Annotated in this window: 15 protein-coding genes, 1 riboswitch and 1 other annotated feature; of the genes, 10 read left to right on the forward strand and 5 right to left on the reverse strand. The window is 49.5% G+C overall.

Features of this window, described 5'->3' with window-relative positions:
• The first annotated feature begins 71 nt into the window (after positions 1–71).
• Positions 72–1,982, forward strand: coding sequence for a DUF4832 domain-containing protein (locus DYE26_RS23960; RefSeq protein WP_164815217.1), 1,911 nt, complete (start codon positions 72–74; stop codon positions 1,980–1,982).
• Between the two features lie 131 nt (positions 1,983–2,113).
• On the opposite strand, the gene DYE26_RS23965 is transcribed toward DYE26_RS23960, so the two are convergent.
• On the reverse strand, positions 2,114–2,719 hold the full coding sequence (locus DYE26_RS23965) for a TetR/AcrR family transcriptional regulator (protein ID WP_036618413.1): 606 nt from the start codon (positions 2,717–2,719) through the stop codon (positions 2,114–2,116).
• A 193-nt stretch (positions 2,720–2,912) separates the two neighbouring features.
• Between DYE26_RS23965 and DYE26_RS23970 the strand changes: the two genes are divergently transcribed.
• The 4 genes from DYE26_RS23970 to DYE26_RS23985 all read left to right on the forward strand — a co-directional run bounded on the left by DYE26_RS23970 (position 2,913) and on the right by DYE26_RS23985 (position 6,645).
• Positions 2,913–3,692: a nuclear transport factor 2 family protein gene (locus DYE26_RS23970; RefSeq protein WP_036618414.1), complete on the forward strand. Its 780-nt coding sequence runs from the start codon at positions 2,913–2,915 to the stop codon at positions 3,690–3,692.
• A gap of 42 nt (positions 3,693–3,734) precedes the next feature.
• Positions 3,735–4,928, forward strand: a complete 1,194-nt coding sequence (locus DYE26_RS23975; RefSeq protein WP_036618416.1) for a YhgE/Pip domain-containing protein — start codon at positions 3,735–3,737, stop codon at positions 4,926–4,928.
• A gap of 127 nt (positions 4,929–5,055) precedes the next feature.
• Positions 5,056–6,027, forward strand: a complete 972-nt coding sequence (locus tag DYE26_RS23980) for a helix-turn-helix transcriptional regulator (protein WP_036618417.1) — start codon at positions 5,056–5,058, stop codon at positions 6,025–6,027.
• A gap of 96 nt (positions 6,028–6,123) precedes the next feature.
• Entirely contained in the window at positions 6,124–6,645 is a 522-nt protein-coding gene (locus DYE26_RS23985; RefSeq protein WP_240534073.1) for a DinB family protein, read from the forward strand.
• 129 nt (positions 6,646–6,774) lie between these two features.
• Here the strand turns inward: DYE26_RS23985 and DYE26_RS23990 are convergent, their stop codons facing one another.
• The 3 genes from DYE26_RS23990 to DYE26_RS24005 all read right to left on the reverse strand — a co-directional run bounded on the left by DYE26_RS23990 (position 6,775) and on the right by DYE26_RS24005 (position 9,020).
• Entirely contained in the window at positions 6,775–7,536 is a 762-nt protein-coding gene (locus tag DYE26_RS23990) for an SDR family oxidoreductase (RefSeq protein WP_036618419.1), read from the reverse strand.
• Complete coding sequence (locus DYE26_RS23995; RefSeq protein WP_036618420.1) at positions 7,533–7,907, reverse strand: MerR family transcriptional regulator; 375 nt, start codon at positions 7,905–7,907, stop codon at positions 7,533–7,535. Before DYE26_RS23995 ends, DYE26_RS23990 begins: the two co-directional genes overlap by 4 nt.
• 657 nt (positions 7,908–8,564) lie before the next feature.
• On the reverse strand, positions 8,565–9,020 hold the full coding sequence (locus DYE26_RS24005) for a MarR family winged helix-turn-helix transcriptional regulator (RefSeq protein WP_036618423.1): 456 nt from the start codon (positions 9,018–9,020) through the stop codon (positions 8,565–8,567).
• Positions 9,021–9,172: 152 nt separating this feature from the next.
• Between DYE26_RS24005 and DYE26_RS24010 the strand changes: the two genes are divergently transcribed.
• The 4 genes from DYE26_RS24010 to DYE26_RS24025 all read left to right on the forward strand — a co-directional run bounded on the left by DYE26_RS24010 (position 9,173) and on the right by DYE26_RS24025 (position 14,215).
• Positions 9,173–10,093 carry an alpha/beta hydrolase family protein gene (locus DYE26_RS24010; protein ID WP_036618424.1) on the forward strand — a complete coding sequence of 307 codons (921 nt, stop codon included), beginning with the start codon at positions 9,173–9,175 and terminating at the stop codon, positions 10,091–10,093.
• A gap of 97 nt (positions 10,094–10,190) precedes the next feature.
• Positions 10,191–10,480 (forward strand) — a binding site (T-box leader).
• A gap of 77 nt (positions 10,481–10,557) precedes the next feature.
• Entirely contained in the window at positions 10,558–12,240 is a 1,683-nt protein-coding gene (leuA, locus tag DYE26_RS24015; RefSeq protein WP_036618426.1) for a 2-isopropylmalate synthase, read from the forward strand.
• 297 nt (positions 12,241–12,537) lie between these two features.
• A complete protein-coding gene (locus tag DYE26_RS24020; protein WP_036627258.1) occupies positions 12,538–13,311 on the forward strand; it encodes a TerC family protein in 774 nt (257 codons plus the stop codon).
• 445 nt (positions 13,312–13,756) lie between these two features.
• Entirely contained in the window at positions 13,757–14,215 is a 459-nt protein-coding gene (locus DYE26_RS24025; RefSeq protein WP_036618428.1) for a C40 family peptidase, read from the forward strand.
• Between the two features lie 154 nt (positions 14,216–14,369).
• On the opposite strand, the gene DYE26_RS24030 is transcribed toward DYE26_RS24025, so the two are convergent.
• Positions 14,370–15,404, reverse strand: a complete 1,035-nt coding sequence (locus DYE26_RS24030) for a helix-turn-helix domain-containing protein (RefSeq protein WP_051985168.1) — start codon at positions 15,402–15,404, stop codon at positions 14,370–14,372.
• A gap of 284 nt (positions 15,405–15,688) precedes the next feature.
• A riboswitch (glycine riboswitch) is annotated at positions 15,689–15,768 on the forward strand.
• A 142-nt stretch (positions 15,769–15,910) separates the two neighbouring features.
• Between DYE26_RS24030 and DYE26_RS24035 the strand changes: the two genes are divergently transcribed.
• Positions 15,911–17,266: an amino acid permease gene (locus DYE26_RS24035; protein WP_036618431.1), complete on the forward strand. Its 1,356-nt coding sequence runs from the start codon at positions 15,911–15,913 to the stop codon at positions 17,264–17,266.
• Positions 17,267–17,278: the final 12 nt, after the last annotated feature.

Here is a 17,278-nt window from a genome sequence, read left to right on the forward strand (position 1 = left end):
AGCAAGGGCGGCGAGCGGTCTCGCCGCTAGCTTCAACAGTCAATCCCATGTGGACAGGAGTGAACGATGTAATGTTGAATGCAAGACTCGCAAGGCTAGGAGTAATGATGCTCGTCTTTGTTCTGCTCGGCTCGATGCTGTTCATGAACTTCAAGCTCCCGCATGCCGCCGCCTCCGGCGAGTGGCAGGCCCAGACGTACGACCCGAACAAGCCGGGGCTGGAGCTGAACCCGCTGAAGGGCTTTTTGCCTTTCGCCAAGCAGCCCACGGACAGCACCGATCCGAACAACAGCTTTCCGCACAGCATGGAATGGTTCTACGTCTCGCTGCGCGACGTGATGACCGACTGGAATACGTACAACTGGGCGCCGCTGGACGCCTATCTGAACGATATCGCGAGCCGGGGCAACCAGGCAGCCTTCCGCGTCTATGTCGACTATCCGGGACGTACGACCGGCATACCGCAGTTTCTGCTCGACGGCGGGCTGCAGACCCGCGATTACGATCAGAACGGCAACCACGACACGGCGACGCACAGCCTGGCCCCCGACTGGAACGACGCAAATCTTAATCTGGCGTTACGCCAATTCGTTGCCGCGCTCGGAGCCCGTTACGACGGCGATCCTCGGATAGGCTTCGTAACGGCGGGACTGTACGGCTTTTGGGGAGAGTGGCATACATGGCCCTACAATACCGACCCGACGAACTGGGAAATGAACCAGAGCAACCGGGACGCGTTGCTGTCCGCGTTCAAGAACGCGTTCCACACGACCCATGTGCTGGCACGGTATCCTTATTCCGCGAGTACGGCTGAGTTAAAAAGCGCTTTCGGCTATCATGACGATTCCTTCTCGTACGAGACGCTGTTCCAGCATGACTGGGACTTCTGGAATCTCATCACCCAGAACGGCCTGCAGGACATTTGGCGGACGCATCCGATCGGGGGCGAGTTCTATCCGCCGCTCCAGCAGGATACGAGCTTCTGGCAATACTGGCCGAACCGGAATGGCCAAGACTTTCAGACCTCCGTCGAGACGACGCACGCCTCCTGGCTCATGTACGACCGGCTGTACAAATCTTCTCTCCCGGGCGAGACCGCCTCGGCTAACGCGCTGCGGGCGCACAAGATGTTGGGCTACACCTTATACAACTCCGCCGTGCAATTGGTTGATTCGCCGGCATCCTCGCTACAGGTGGGCGTCAAGCTGCAGAACAAGGGCGTGGCCCCGTTTTACTACAATTGGCCAGTCGAATTCGGCGTGCTTGACGCCGCCGGCGCCTGGATCAAGTCGCTCGGTACAGCCGACTGGAATCTGAGAAGCGTGCTGCCTGACGGCACGGACTACACCTTCTCGTTCAGCGCGAATCACAACCTGGACCCGGGCCAATACAAGCTGGTCATGCGGGTGGTCAATCCGCTAGCCGGCGGCAAGACGCTTCGCTTCGCGAACACGCGGCAGGATGCGGATCAGAGCGGCTGGCTGACGCTGTCGGGCTTCCGCGTGTCCGCGAGCGCCACCACTTCTACGGTACTGTCAGACCCGCCCGTGACGCCGGGCACGCCGCCGCAGTCCGGCTCCGGCGCAACTGCCTATGAGGCGGAGGCAACAGGCAACACGCTTGGGGGCTCCGCGGTCATTGCGAGCTGCGATGCCTGCTCCGGCGGGAGCAAGGTCGGCTACCTGGGCAACGGCAGCGGCACGCTGCAGTTCAACGGAATTACGGTCTCGTCCGCCGGTGACTATACGTTGACGATCCACTATTTGAACGGCGAGGCGAGCCGCCCGGCTGTGTTAAGCGTGAACGGCGGTACGGGCATGCCGCTCAGCTTCCCGAGCTCCGGCGGCTGGGACACGGTCTCCTTGCTGGAAACGACCGTGCATCTGCAGGCTGGTTCCAATACGCTGCTGCTTTCCCAGCCGACAGGCTACGCGCCGGATATCGACCGTATCCTCGTGAGCGCAAGTCCATTGCCCCGGTGATACATGGTTGACCACATGCCGCAGGATGTCGTAGAAATCTAGAATACGCCGTAAAATAAGATGCCGACTATCGCGTGCCGGCCCTTAAGGGAGGGCTTCTGCTTGCGGAAAGCAAAAGCCCTCCGCTCATTTTATTCCTCGACGGCGATGCCGGCCGCTTTCCAATGCCCGTAGGCGACGATTCTGCTAAACTGGGATGAAACTTCACCCGCAGGAAGAGGCTGCTCGTTTTTAAGCCACCAAATGACAATCCCCATGAAAGACGATACGAGGAATTCGAGCAGCAATTCCTTGGATATCGCTAAAGGCGAATTTCCCTGAGCGGGATTCCACCCCTCATTCAGTTTATCTTTAATAATTTTTTCCATTTTATCTCGAAACTGATAAATTCTATTTTCATCAACCAACATGGCATAGTAAAAAGAAGTGTTGCGCGAAATATGTTCCAATACGGCTTGCATGACTGTCTCGAGTTTGGAGGTGCTGAAAGGACTCGCGCTGATTGGACATTGAACGGCTACATCTTTTAATTCGCTCAGCAGTTCATTCATACATATATCCAATAAATCAGGTTTATTTTGATAGTGGAGATAAAAAGTGTTTCGATTGATCATAGCCCGATCGGCAATATCCTGGATCGTTATCGCTTCATACCCTTTTTCCTGAATAAGCTCATAAAACGCCTTTCGAATCGATTTGTTCGTACGCAGTATTCTTAGATCGGTTTTTTTGTTCACTTTTTCGTTCCCCCAGCATTAAATTTTAACCGTTAAGCGACAAAGGTCTTATGAATTGTCTGTTATCCTTCAAAATTAAAAATATTAAATATTGAGCGCTGTATTAACCTTCATTATAATGAGCAGCAGGTAAATAAACAACGTAGTGTTCATTATTTATCTAAATGACTATAGACTCAAGGAGGATATTCTAATGACATTCAACCATCAAAATGAGCTTGTCCGTAAGGCCATCGCTGTGCTGGAAAGTTTTGAGAGCGGCAATCCCGAGGCGATTACGGCTTACGTAAATCCCGATAAATATATTCAGCACAACCAGGCCTTGCCCGATGGCCGCGGGGCCATGCTTGGCGCGCTTGATCATTTGAAGGAAATAGGTACAAAGGTAAGCGTTAAACGCGCTTTAGTCGACGGAGATTATGTGGCTCTTCATTCTGTATATGATTTTCATGGCCCTAAAATCGCCTTTGATATTTTCCGTTTTGAGAATGGACTAATCGTTGAGCATTGGGACAACTTGCAAGAGATGGAGGACAAGACGCCAAGCCATCATACGATGATTGACGGGCCGGTTGAGATTAAGGATATCGACAAGACGGATGTCAACAAAGCATTTGTCAAAAGCTATGTTGAAAACATTTTGCTTGGGAAGAATCCCGGCCTGCTCGCCTCTTATTTTGATGGGGATAACTACATTCAGCATAGTCCGCATATTGCGGACGGCCTTTCCGGTCTTCATGCCGCTTTGCAGGCGCTGGAGGAGAAAAACATTGAATTTCAATATACTCATGTCCATCAAGTCATCGGACAAGGCGATTTTGTGCTCGCGGTGAGTGAAGGGCTCTTCAATGGTCAGCCTACCGCTTTCTACGATTTGTTCCGCGTGGAGGATGGGAAGATCGCCGAACATTGGGACGTTATCGAGTCCATATTGCCGGCGGAAAAACGAAAAAATTCGAACAGCAGATTTTAAGGCTGGTGCAGCTTAATCGCAAGGAAAGACAGAGGAAAACGTATGGGCTTATTTAAAAATAGATTAATTGCGGCCTTACCCCTTATCGTCATTGCTGTCATCTTCATCTTTAGCCTTGCCATGATTCCCAGCATTAATCCTGCTCCTCATAACCTGCCCATTGCCATTGTGAATAAGGATCAAGGCTTGACGGCCTCAAACGCCAATATGGGTGAGACGGTTGTGTCTGAGATTCAGTCGGCAACCTTCGCGAATTCGGATGGAGAGCCGGCGATGAAATGGAGCGAAGTTGATAGTGAACAGGAAGTAAAAGCAGGACTTGATAACCAAGAATACTATGCCGCATTGGTGATTCCCCGGGATTTTAGCGAGAAGCAGGCATCGCTGATGACGCCGGATCCGTCTGCACCCCGGGTGCGGATTTATGTCAACCAAGGCATGAATGCATCGGCATCGAGTATGGCTGGGGAAATGCTAAGTCAAGCGATTAGTGGGATAAATGAGGAAATGCGTACTGAGCTATTAACGGCTTTCGAACGGCAAGGCGCTGCGATTTCAACGAAACAAGCCGCCGCATTAGCTTCGCCAATCGTTAGCGAAGTCACCCGTGTGAATGCAGTCGGTACGCATAGTGCGAACGGGAATTCACCGGTTTTGATGTTCCAACCTTTGTGGATGGCCAGTCTGATCGGAAACGTGATTTTCTTGCTTGTAAGAAACAAAACAAATTACGCGAATCGCAATGAACGGTTTCGGGCGAATATAGTCCAAGTCTTATGGGGAGCGGTCATGGCTTTGGCGAGCGGATTTAGCCTCGCCTGGTTCGCCGAGCGTTGGGGGTTGCACATTCCTCATTTCACGGATACGGCTTTATTCTTGGCCATTGCTTATTTAGTATTTTTTCTCATGATAGCTGCTGTTTTCTCTTGGGTTGGATTTAAAGGCATGATTATTTTTGTATTGTTCTTATTTATCGGTGCGCCGCTCCTTAGTTTCGCTCCCGAGTTGTTATCTTCGTTTTACCGGGATTGGATATTATCATGGCTGCCGATGCGTTTCATGATTGATGGGCTGCGTGAGCTGTTCTTCTTTGGGCAAGGCCTGCGCATGAATCATTCCACATTCGCTTTAATTTGGATCGGCGCCTGTGGCCTTTTGGTCTTGCTTGCATCGGCCTTTAAACGTTCCCGTAAGCCAGAACAGAAAAAAGAGGTTGAAATTGCGCATAACCCCTAATAGAATCATCTCATTAGGCACCCTAACGGGTGCCTCTGCGTATCTGGCTAAAAGTGCTTTTCTGAAATGTGAATTTGTGCAGTACTCTGATCAGTTTCATTTTCACGGGGAAAAGAGGAGGGCTAGGGTGGCGAAATGGGATAACATGCTGTCCATGCTGTGGATGCTGCGCTCCGGAAGGAAGCTCACCGCCGCGCAGATCGCGGACAGTTTGGAGATCAGCGTCCGCACCGTGTACCGGTATATCGACGCATTATGCGCCAGCGGCGTGCCGGTCGTCGCGGAATCGGGCCATGACGGCGGCATTCGCATACTGGAAAGCTTCAAGGAGACGCCGTTGTTCTTCAACTCCATAGAGCTGAAGGCGCTTGTGGACGCGTATAAATTTGCGCAAGGCGCCGGCTATCCGTACACGGAGGAGCTGGAAAGCGCGCTTGCGAAGGTGGAGAACGGGTTGCACGAAGAGCAGCGCGACGATCTGTCCCGTCAGACGAGCGGCTTGGATGTGATCTCTCCGGCGCGCCCGCCTTCCGTCGTTGCGTTGCTCAGGGACCTGGAGCAGGCGGTGATGGACGGGCGAACGGTCCGCATCGCCTATCGCAAAGCGCAAGCGGAGCGGGCTGATGAACGTGAAGTCGATCCGTACGGGCTCGCTTACGACCGCAACGAATGGTACGCTGTCGCGTTCTGCCATCGGTCGCGGGCGGTGCGGACGTTCCGCGTGGACCGCATCGCGCGGCTCGAGCCGACCGAAGCGCGGTTCGAAAAGCCGGAGCACTTTTCCGCGTCCGCCTATTTCCGCGACCAGTCCGAGCAGGAGCGGGAGGCGGACGGACCGCTGACGGTCATCCGCATTGAGGGAGAACCCGATACGCTGAACGCGGTTTGCGGCCACTGGCATATGCGCCACTATTTGACGGAACGGACCGATCGGGAGGCGCGTTTTTTGCTCGATGTCCCGACGATGGACAAGTACCTTCCGAGGTATCTGATCACATTCGGCACGGCCATTCGCATTCGGGAGCCGCTGGAACTTAAGCGCCGGATCCGGGAAATGGCCTGCGAAATCGCCAAACATTACGAAGATGATCCCGGTTGAACTTCGCTGACAGCAGTTGTCAGCGAACCCGGTATACGATAGAGACAAGGCTGCGGCGGCCAAACGACGACGAATAAAGGAAAGGTGAATCCATCCATGTCCATGCGAGAGCACTCACATCAATTGTACGAATATCATGTTTGGGCGAACGAGCGGCTGTTCGCCCACCTGGAGCAGCTTCCGAAGGAAGTGTTCGATGCGGAAGTGACAAGCGTGTTCCCGTCCGTATCGCAAACGCTCGGACACATGTACTTGTTTGAACAGCTTTATATGTCCGTACTCGCGGAAGTTCCAAACGAGGAGATTTTTCCGAAGATCCCGGACTGGACGAAGGAAGCGCAGGGCAAAACCGTGGAAGAGATGCGGCGGCTGTTCGCCGAAGTCGCCGAACAGTTCCGCGATTTGCTGCGGCGTACGCCCGACCCGGACAAGGCGATGACGATCGAGCATCCAAAGTACGGCCGTCTTGATACGCATTTCTCCGACATCCTGCGGCATGTGGTCAACCACGGGACGTATCACCGGGGCAATGTGACCGCGATGCTGAGACAGCAAGGGTATGCCGGCGTCCCGACCGACTACATGTTTTATTTGCTGGAACGGCAGGCGGAAGAATAGAAGCCGCTCGCAGAGAAAGGGATTTTTAAACTTCTAACCGCTGCTAAAAATGGCACCCCAAATGGGTGCCATTTGATTTAGCTTCATGCTCATACGGTGAACCGTGTTGCAAGTAGCGGAATGGTGTAGTTATTCAATAAACTTTTTCGTAGCTTGATACAGTTTTTCTGTGTATACGTCTATTTCGTCTCGGGACATGCGCAAGCGGGCCACAGAAGAACCATACCCGATCTCCGTTTTACCCTCCGCCAAATCGTTGAAAATTCCATCCGCAAAGGCATCTAACGGTTCCCCTTGCGTATGCAGTCCTGCTCCTCCCAAATCCGTATTCACCGCTGGCGGGGCAATCTCAATAACTTCCACAGACGTATCGGAGAGCTGGTGTCTTAAGCTTATGGAGAAGGAATGAAGCGCCGCTTTGCTTGCTGAATAAATGGGGGCAATCGCGAACGGTGTAAAAGCCAGCCCGGATGTGACGTTAATGATCGCCGCCGTTTCTTTTGCCGCAAAAAAAGACGCGAACAGCATGGACAGATGGAAAGGAGCCTCGATATTCGTTGTGATTTCCTTCCTGAAATCATTCCAATGGTCTCTCGCATCCGCCTTTAGCACATTATAGCGCAACTGAATGCCGGCATTATTCACCAATACGTTCACTTCCGGATAGTTTGCGGTTACCCAATCAAACAACGCTAAACGTTCCGATTCCATATCCAAATCACATACACGGGTGATCAGACCGGGAACTTTTTCTTCCGCGTCTTGAAGTGCACTTTCACGCCGGCCGCAAACAATGACTGTATTCCCGGCTTTCATAAATCGCTCAGCAAATGCCAACCCTATTCCGGTGCTTCCGCCTGTAATCAGTATTGTATTTCCTGAAAGCTTCATGAACGTTCCTCCTCGATCTTTTTTATATAGCGTTCAATCTTTTCATCAATTCCCGGTAAGTACTGGGTCAGCAATGCAATCTCATCCAGCACTCTTTGCTTATGCTTCTTCATCATGTCAAGCCGGCGTTCGAGGGTAGTGTCTCCTTCTACGATCCATGCCATATACTCTCTAATGCTGTTTATTGGCATATGCGTGTTTTTTAAGCAAATGACGGCTTCAAGGAGCGCCATTTGATGTTCTGAAAATAAGCGCCGGCCCGCTTCATCACGCTCGATTAGCGGCAGCAGTCCCCTTTTTTCATAATACCGCAAGGTTGATTCCGGAATATTGAATTTGGTTGAAGCTTCGCCGATGGAATAATATTTCATTTGGAGGCCTCCGATTTCTTGCATTTCATTGTCGACATGAAAATGATACGACTTAAACCATAGTTTAAGTCAATAGTGGGTTTAAAGAAATGTTGCTCTCCAAAATCGATAAAATGCAAGAACCCTCCGCGTCTGGAGGGTTCATTTTTAAGATTATAGAATTTATAACTCAACTTTCGGTGCGACCAGGGCGAAAACCAACTTAAAAGCGGATAGAGTATGGCTTTGACAGGCTGGAATGCGGGGCTTGAAAAAAGGAAGGGGGAAATCCCATGAAATGCAAAAGTGCATGCGATATTCGTCGAAACGCCTCGAAACGGGGGGTTCAACTGCAAATATGCAGTTCATTTCCGATCATAAGCTACTTTTTTATCCAATCACCGCAAATGAGATGTATTTTTGCACTTCAACCGCTCAAACGCAGAAATTTACCGAAATTCAAATGTACTTTTGCATTTGATCCCATCAAACCGTCCTACTTCCCATAAAATAACGAACAACTGCTGAAACTGATTCATGAAGTCGCTCCCAAAGTCAGGAAGCTTTTCGCTCTGATTCAGCGTCTACTCTACCGGTAGATAGACGTTTTTCTTATGAGTACCGATCATCTTATCTGCTTCATGAACAACATCAAAAACGCGGTCAAGGCGCAGGGGTTTAACAAGACGCTGAAGGCCCTGTTTTTGTACTTTGCGCCAGCTTAGTAATCAATTCAATGTCTTGATCTGTTAATCGATCAAGGAAATGTTTGCGGATTGCCTTTGCGACTATGGGCCGGGCATCATCCAACGCTGATTGTCCGGTGGAAGTGATGATGACTTGAACACCGCGATTCGTATCTAATGATTTCCTCATCACAAGTCCGCGTTTTTCCATCCGCGTCAGATGGTGTGACAATCGGCTCTTATCCCAGTTCATCGAGTCGGCCAATTCCTGTTGGCGAAGGCTGCCGTTCCCCAGAAGGGCTAACCGGTCCAATACCCCGTAATCACCCTCCGATAGTCCTGTGTGCTCGGACATCTCTTTGACAACGCGGCCGAAGATGCTCTGAAAGGTGCCTTTCCACATATGCCATATTCGCATTTCCTCTTCATTCAGCTCGTTTTTATCCATAAGAACATAATATCATGGTTGACACATCAACCACAACATGATACAGTAAGTCCGGGTTGACGTATCAACCAATATTAATAATGCAAAGCACGCTTGACCGCTTCCTCCATAAACGGTTTAGCCAATCTCCCGTAAAGAAAGGAACATTTATTATGGATATTAAAGTTAGTGCACCCGCTCCAGTCGTCTCGGTGAAACCGGTAGTGCTATCCGCTCCGGGCCGCGGTGAGAATTTGCAAGTGCAAGTGTCTGCGCCTGCGATTGGAAGCGAATTGCCTATTATTGTTTTCTCGCACGGTTATGGCTGGTCGTTGGACGGCTACAGCCCGTTGGCCGACTTCTGGGCTGCTCACGGCTTCGTGGTCGTTCAGCCCACCCATCTCGACTCGAGGACGCTGAACCTTCCTCCTGACGATCCGCGTACACCGCTGATCTGGCGGTTCCGGGTGGAGGACATGAAACGCATCCTCGACCAGTTTGATCTCATTGAAGCTTCCGTTCCCGGTCTCAGCGGGCGCCTTGACCGAAGCCGCATCGCTGTTGCCGGACACTCCTGGGGCGGCCAGACGGCGAGCATGTTGCTCGGCGCGCGAGTCCTCGACGCCCGCGGCGAACCGGGAGAGGACATGTCCGACTCACGGATCAAGGCAGGCGTATTGCTTGCCACAACCGGCAAGGGTGGAGCTGATTTGACTCCGTTCGCGGCCGAGCACTTTCCCTTCATGAGTCCGAGCTTCGCGAATATGAGCACGCCAGCCCTTGTGGTTGCAGGGGACCATGACCAGTCCCATCTGTCCACTCGGGGGCCGGATTGGTTCACTGACCCGTATTTCCTAAGCCCGGGCAGTAAGAGCTTGCTTACCCTCTTCGGGGCCGAACACTCGCTTGGCGGAATTCCCGGATACAACGTTACGGAAACAACGGATGAGAACCCCGAACGAGTCGCCCTAATCCAGCGGCTGACGCGGGCTTACCTCCTCACCGCGCTCGATCTCGACGATTCCAGCTGGCCGGCAGCCCGCGCGGCTCTGGAAGCGAGCGCCCACCCGCTGGGGCGCATCGAGTCCAAATAAGGGACTAGGGGAGTATCGAACTACAGTCGCGGGCAGGAATGGTATCAGATTATAATTGACATCATCGTTTTGCTGATATAACATTATCTCTAATATTTGAAATACGTTGAGAAGGAATAGTACGGTTTTCCGAGCGAACAGAGAGCTGTTGGGCGGTGTGAAACAGCCGCGGGGGAAATCGGAACTCGCCTTGGAGTTGCCCGCTGAACCCCAAAGACGGTTTTTGCACAACCTCTTTAAGTAGGCGGAGCCGGAGCCTGACCGTTATCATCAGGAGGATGCCAGGTTTGTCCGTTTTGGCAAACCCGTATCCGTAGAGGGCATGCCAAAGGGTGGCGTGAATTCGGAGTGGTACCGCGTAAGATGTCAAAGTCTTTCGTCTCTGTTAATGGAGATGGAAGGCTTTTTTTCGCATCCGATCTTTGTTAGATAAGTACGGAAAATTGATGAAGGGAAGGATCGCCATGAAAAATGTTGAAAAATACGCCAGAGGATATTTTATGCCGCCGGAGACGAGCTTGAATTGGACCAAGAAGGAATACATTACAGAGGCGCCGATTTGGTGCAGCGTCGATCTTCGCGACGGGAATCAGGCCTTAATCGTTCCGATGAATTTGGAGGAAAAGCTGGAGTACTTCAAAATGCTTGTGAAGATCGGGTTCAAGGAGATCGAGGTTGGATTTCCCGCAGCGTCCGAAACGGAGTTTACCTTCCTGCGCACATTGATCGAGCAGAATTTGATCCCGGACGACGTTACGATCCAAGTGTTGACCCAGTCGAGAGAGCACATCATCCGCAAAACGTTCGAATCGCTGAAAGGCGCGAAAAAAGCCGTAGTCCATTTGTACAACTCGACCTCCGTGGCGCAGCGGGAACAGGTATTCCGCAAATCCAAACAAGAAATTATCGACATCGCTTTAAGCGGCGCCAAGCTGCTCAAGCAGTGCGCGGAGGAAACGGAGGGGAATTTTCAGTTCCAGTATTCGCCGGAAAGCTTTACGGGTACAGAGATTGATTTTGCCCTGGACATCTGCAACAGCGTGCTGGGTGTATGGCGGCCGACTGCGGAGAACCCGGTCATCATCAACCTGCCGGCAACGGTGTCCATGTCGATGCCTCACGTTTACGCCAGCCAGATCGAGTATATGAGCAATCACCTGAACTTCCGGGAGCATGTGATTTTGTCGGTGCATCCTCATAACGACAGGGGAACGGGGGTAGCGGACGCGGAGCTGGGGATGCTGGCCGGCGCCCAGCGCGTCGAAGGCACTTTGTTCGGCAACGGGGAAAGAACGGGAAACGTAGACATTGTGACGCTGGCTCTCAACATGTATTCCCACGGGGTGGACCCGAGGCTGAATTTTGAGAACATCCCTGCCATCGCCTCCGTTTATGAACGGCTGACCAAAATGAAAGTCAGCGAAAGACATCCTTACGGAGGCGAGCTGGTATTCACCGCTTTCTCCGGCTCGCATCAGGATGCGATTGCCAAAGGCATGAAATGGCGCGAGGAACAAGAACCCCGGCATTGGTCGGTCCCTTATCTGCTGATTGATCCCAAGGACATCGGCAGGGAGTACGAAGGCGATATTATCCGCATCAACAGCCAGTCCGGCAAAGGCGGGATCGGATACGTGCTGCAGTTGAAGTACGGACTCGATCTTCCGGCAAAAATGCGCGAAAACTTCGGATATTTCGTTAAAAACGTATCGGATCAGCAGCAAAAAGAACTGCTGCCCGAGGAAATCTACGATATTTTCTTGAAGGAATATGTGAACATTAAAACGCCTGTCGAGTTTATCAAATACCGCATTACGGACAATGAAGATTTTCAAACCATCGTCACGATCCGGACCGGCGATGAAGTCAAGGAAATCGAAGGCACCGGAAACGGCAGACTCGATGCGATCAGCAATGCGCTGCAATCCTATCTGGGGTTGGCATACAGCGATCTGGTCTATACGGAGCACGCACTGGAAACCGGCTCTAAATCGCAAGCCGTCTCTTATATCGGCATCACGGCATCCGACGGCAGCGTATATTGGGGTTGCGGCGTTGACGTTGATATTATGACCTCCTCCGTGAAAGCCCTGTTTAGCGCCGTGAACCGGTTTAGCCGCAATACCGCAAACTGGGGGAATATATGATTCAATAACTAAGGAGCTGCTTGGCAGCTCCTTTTATGTTTTTGTCTTCTTATTTTAATGTCAGATTGGTTATAAAGGGCCTGTTATCCCCTGTTGGCCCGGCATTTACGAACATGGATGGACGGAAAAGATCGAGAGGTGTTTCAGGAGGAAGTAGCGATGTTATTCTCATCGTAAAAAAATGGAACTCTATCGGGGGGGTATTTCGTATAACATCTCGTATACCCATTGCTGTACAAGTCAATATTATTTACGTGCGGCATTGTCGGGTTGATACAACTTACTTTACAAAGGGAGATGGAGCAAATGTGGTTGGAGTATGCCTGGGCACTACTCATTCTTATCGGTTTGGAAGGATTGTTATCGGCCGACAATGCGCTCGTTCTTGCGGTTATCGCGAAACATTTGCCGGACGAACAGAAGAAACGAGCGATTAATTATGGAATCATGATGGCCTTTGTCTTTCGTTTTGCCGCGTTATTTGCGATTTCCTTTATTGCTAACGTCTGGCAGGTGCAGGCGATTGGTGCGGCGTATCTCCTATACTTGGGCTTGAAGCACATCATCCAAGCGCGGTTCGGCAAGAAGAATGAGGATGTGCACAAGGACACGAAACAAGAGTCGGCAGGGAAAAGTTTTTGGCCTACAGTAGGAAAAATTGCGCTGGCAGACCTTGCCTTTGCGATCGATTCCATCCTGGCTGCGGTGGCGCTTGCGCTAGGGCTGCCGGACTCGCCGCTTGGCGAATTCGGGGGGATGGACGCAGGCCAGTTTATGGTCGTATTGCTCGGCGGAATTGCGGGCCTTATCTTAATTAAATTTGCGGCGACTTGGTTTGTAAAACTTTTAGCCCAACGTCCGGCGCTTGAGACGACGGCTTATGCGATCGTTGCATGGGTTGGAGTAAAGCTCGCCGTCATCACCCTTGCCCATGAGGATATTGGGGTTTTGGATCCTCATTTTCCCCATAGCACGGTCTGGACGATTATTTTTTACGCTGTCTTGGTGGCGATTGCCCTAATTGGGTGGTTTGCACCCAGCAACAAACCGTCTAAGGCAGGTAATGCCTAACGGAACATTCGCCGATTTTCAATTAGAGAGAAACGCCAATTCGATAAATTCGGGGGCGTTTTTTTTGTTGAATAATTCACAATTAATACCGTGGGCTTACTAGCCAAACTAATATTTTATACCAAAATTTCAATATGAAGGGAATGTGTGTAACCTGGAACCCCAGGTAATATAAGGAATTTACCTTTCGGTGTTGCGCGGCTTTCAGCGTCAATTCAGCCAGTTGTCACAAGGTGTTCGGAGTTTTTAGCGATCATAAATTCAGGGATTTGGTAAATGATGTGGGGTTTAGCCTGCTATTCATATATGTTAGCATGGGTTAGCGCATTCACTTGGACTAGCCCTGCAGGCAAGGCAATAATTCGGATATATCCATTGGGTGTTCTGAAGAATCCGCCAGAATACAACAAGGGGATGCAGCAATACAGAAGGGGAGTGAATACAGATGTTCAAGAAGCTAGTTAGTACAACCGCTTCATTATTGGCCGGATCGATGCTGTTCGGAACATTGACGTTCGCGGCCACCGGTTCTGAAATCGCAAGTCGGGCTGACAATTATTTAGGGGATTTCAAATACAGATTTGGCTCTGAACCGTGGAATAGCGGGTATAAGTATTCCGACTGTTCTTCCTTCACAAAGCTGGTATTTAAGCGTGAAGGCGTGTATCTTCCGCGTACAAGCCGAGAACAGGCCAAAACGGGACGTTATGTAGCCAAGCGTAATCTGGTAAAAGGCGATCTGGTATTTTTTGATACAAACAACGACGGTAAGATCAACCATGTCGGTATCTATATGGGGAATGGCCGCTTCATTCACAGCTCTCCTATTAACAAGGTTGGATTCAGTAAGCTGAACTCCGGTTATTGGGAAGACCATTACGTTACTGCTCGCCGAGTAAGATAAGAAAAGGCCGGCTTTTGCGTAACCAATACAGTTACGAAAGGAACTGCCGCAGCAGTTCCTTTCGTATTTGCCGAAGCGGCCCTTAAGCTGGGCGCATCATTTGTAACGGTATTTTTTCGGAGAAATCTCACATCGGACCTTGTTCTGTCGTTCATTATTTCAGCAATGTTTTTAAAAGCTTTATTTCTTCTTTATACAAATCGACTGTCTTCCCCTCCGTCACTTTCCAATCACTGCTCAAAAGTGCAAGGATTTCTTTGAGCTTTTCAATGGCTTTGTCATACTTCCCTTGAATTTTGTAGATATAGGAAATTGCTTCCAATGAATCTGTATATTTGGGATTGGGCTGCAGTTCGTAACCTTTGGAATAATACTTAACGGCTTCATCGTATCTGCATAGCTTCGCCATACAGTCTCCTCTGGAGGACCATGCCTGCCAATCATGAGGATACAGTTCGGTCATCTGCTCCCAGAGAACGAATGCCTGAGAAAGGTTGCCTTCTTCTTTGCATATCAGGCCCCCATATAATTGATATAAATAACCTGGATGGGTTTCGTTTAATTTTTCCAGAATTCCCCTGGCTTCAGCGCATCTGCCATCTGCAAGCAAGTAGTTCATAAGCCATACATAAGCCGGCCAGTAATCCGGATGATTTGTCACAAAATCTATATAATACTCTATGAGTTTACGATGGTTGGAGAGGTTCCAGTCAAAAATAACTCCATTCTCCGCATCCCGTAAAGCGTTGTGATTTCTTTTGTTATCTGGAGCTAATATTAAAACATCCTTGGCGTAACGAGAAGCCAATTCACGATGCTCCTGTGAACGATGAATGTGCAGCTCGGCCAGCAATGTGAGGCATCGGGGCTTTTTTGCGTCATCATTAAGTTTTTCCTTAAGAAATTGTTCAGCATAGGTGAAATCATCTTTTGATATAAAATGTTCATGTCCAATCATGTTTTCAATCCGTTCAAAGTGGATATCATCGGTTAATGCAAACAGTTCATCGATGGTAACCCCTAAAATCGCAGATAACCTGGGAAGCAATTGGATATCGGGCATGGTTACATTGTTTTCCCACTTGGATACGGCTTGGGACGACATATTCAGTTTTGCCGCAAGTTCTTCCTGAGTCATTCCTTTTTGTAAACGGAGTGCTTTGATTTTTTTGCCTATTTCAATATTCATTGAGAACCTCCCGTTTTTACTATTTCGACTAGTCAATTGCATTGTAACTGTTTGTTAAATATGCTCTCAATGACCGCCCGGTTAAATGGATGAACCTATCCGTTACGTTTACCGTTACAGACAGCCCGGGGAAACACTGCCGTAATCAAACCTGGGCGAATGGGAATTATCTCGTTGACAAATTTTTTCACTGCGAGTAATATTGAAAAATATTTAAATGGGTTGTTACAATAAAAAAATTAAATAGTTGGCAAGCTATGACGGCTATGGATCGTACTATAGCAGGAGCAGCTTCTGGAGAGACCGCGGGACTCCGCGGCGCCGAAGGGTTCACAATCTCAGGCAAAAGGACAGAAGAGTACTGAATATCTATTTGTTATTTCGAAAATAATTAATAACAAGTCTATTTAGTTATTCTTATGACCAGGAGATTGGAGCGCATCCAGTCTCTTTTTTTATTGGGTTTAATCCATTGTTCAACTTTTCACGTTAAGGAGGAGTTTGGTTTGGCACAACAAGAATTAAAGAGGGATTTAGAAAATCGGCATGTTCAACTGATTGCCATTGGCGGCACCATTGGTACGGGATTGTTTCTCGGATCGGGCAAAGCCATTCAACTGGCGGGTCCGTCCATTATCTTTGCTTATTTCATCGTGGGGATCGCCATATTTTTTGTGATGAGGGCGCTGGGAGAACTCCTGTTGTCCAAAGCCGGATATCAATCTTTTACGGACATTGCCGAAGACTATCTTGGACCGCGGGCCGCGTTTGTAACCGGATGGACCTATTGGTTTTGCTGGATTATGACGGCTATGGCCGATGTGATCGCGGTTGGGGTGTATGTACAATATTGGTTTGATATCCCGCAATGGGTGCCTGAAATTATCTGCTTAGTTGTTTTATTAGGACTTAATCTGTTAACCGTAAAAAATTTTGGCGAATTGGAGTTTTGGTTTGCCCTAATTAAGGTAGTGACGATTCTCGCTTTAATTGCCATTGGGGTCGTCTTGCTGGTGATTGGATTTAAAACGGATGCGGGAATGGTTACGGTCAAAAATATTTGGGGACATGGCGGCATATTTCCAAACGGAGTTCCCGGGTTCTTGCTTTCCTTCCAAATGGTTGTGTTTGCCTTTGTTGGTGTGGAGTTGGTGGGGGTATCGGCCGCGGAAACATCCAACCCGGAAAAAAATATCCCTTCGGCGATTAATAAAATTCCGCTTAGAATTTTATTTTTCTACGTCGGCGCCATTATTGCCCTATTGTGCATCAATCCCTGGACGGAGCTAAGCCCGTCAGAAAGCCCTTTTGTTAAAACGTTTAGTTTAGTCGGGATTCCGATTGCCGCGGGAATTATTAACTTTGTCGTATTAACTTCAGCCGCTTCCGCTTGTAATAGCGGGATGTTTTCAACAAGCCGAATTTTATATAATTTAAGCAAGAATAAACAGGCTTCATCCCATTTTGCCAAGCTGAATAAAAACCATGTGCCCAGAAACGGGTTGTTGATCTCCACGCTTGTCTTGTCCGGGGGAGCTCTATTGAGCAAGCTTATTCCGGAGCAAGCGTTTGGCGTCGTCACCACCATTAGCGCCATTTGTTTTATTTGGGTCTGGGGTGTGGTTCTTGTTTGTCACATCAAGTATAAAAAGACACAGCCAGAGCTGCAGGCAAAATCGAAATTTAAAGCTCCGTTTACCCCCTTTGTTAATTATGCAGTTCTCACGTTGTTTGCTATAATTCTTATAATTATGCTGGTTGCCAAAGAGACACGCATGGCCTTATTATTGACGCCGCTGTGGTTTATTCTGCTGTTTGCTTTGTATTATTCGAATAGAAGAAAAGCGGGTAAATCATCATAAACAGTGTCATCA

Source organism: Paenibacillus macerans (assembly GCF_900454495.1).
GTDB classification, from domain to species: Bacteria; Bacillota; Bacilli; order Paenibacillales; family Paenibacillaceae; genus Fontibacillus; species Fontibacillus macerans.

Excerpts from the sequence above, each read along its gene's own strand:
- DYE26_RS23970 (WP_036618414.1), top strand. The coding sequence starts at position 2,913 with ATGACATTCAACCATCAAAATGAGCTTGTCCGTAAGGCCATCGCTGTG.
- DYE26_RS23995 (WP_036618420.1), bottom strand. The coding sequence starts at position 7,907 with ATGAAATATTATTCCATCGGCGAAGCTTCAACCAAATTCAATATTCCG.
- DYE26_RS24030 (WP_051985168.1), bottom strand. The coding sequence starts at position 15,404 with ATGAATATTGAAATAGGCAAAAAAATCAAAGCACTCCGTTTACAAAAA.
- DYE26_RS23990 (WP_036618419.1), bottom strand. The coding sequence starts at position 7,536 with ATGAAGCTTTCAGGAAATACAATACTGATTACAGGCGGAAGCACCGGA.
- DYE26_RS24005 (WP_036618423.1), bottom strand. The coding sequence starts at position 9,020 with ATGGATAAAAACGAGCTGAATGAAGAGGAAATGCGAATATGGCATATG.
- DYE26_RS24025 (WP_036618428.1), top strand. The coding sequence starts at position 13,757 with ATGTTCAAGAAGCTAGTTAGTACAACCGCTTCATTATTGGCCGGATCG.
- leuA (WP_036618426.1), top strand. The coding sequence starts at position 10,558 with ATGAAAAATGTTGAAAAATACGCCAGAGGATATTTTATGCCGCCGGAG.
- DYE26_RS23975 (WP_036618416.1), top strand. The coding sequence starts at position 3,735 with ATGGGCTTATTTAAAAATAGATTAATTGCGGCCTTACCCCTTATCGTC.
- DYE26_RS23960 (WP_164815217.1), top strand. The coding sequence starts at position 72 with ATGTTGAATGCAAGACTCGCAAGGCTAGGAGTAATGATGCTCGTCTTT.
- DYE26_RS24020 (WP_036627258.1), top strand. The coding sequence starts at position 12,538 with ATGGAGCAAATGTGGTTGGAGTATGCCTGGGCACTACTCATTCTTATC.
- DYE26_RS23985 (WP_240534073.1), top strand. The coding sequence starts at position 6,124 with ATGTCCATGCGAGAGCACTCACATCAATTGTACGAATATCATGTTTGG.
- DYE26_RS24010 (WP_036618424.1), top strand. The coding sequence starts at position 9,173 with ATGGATATTAAAGTTAGTGCACCCGCTCCAGTCGTCTCGGTGAAACCG.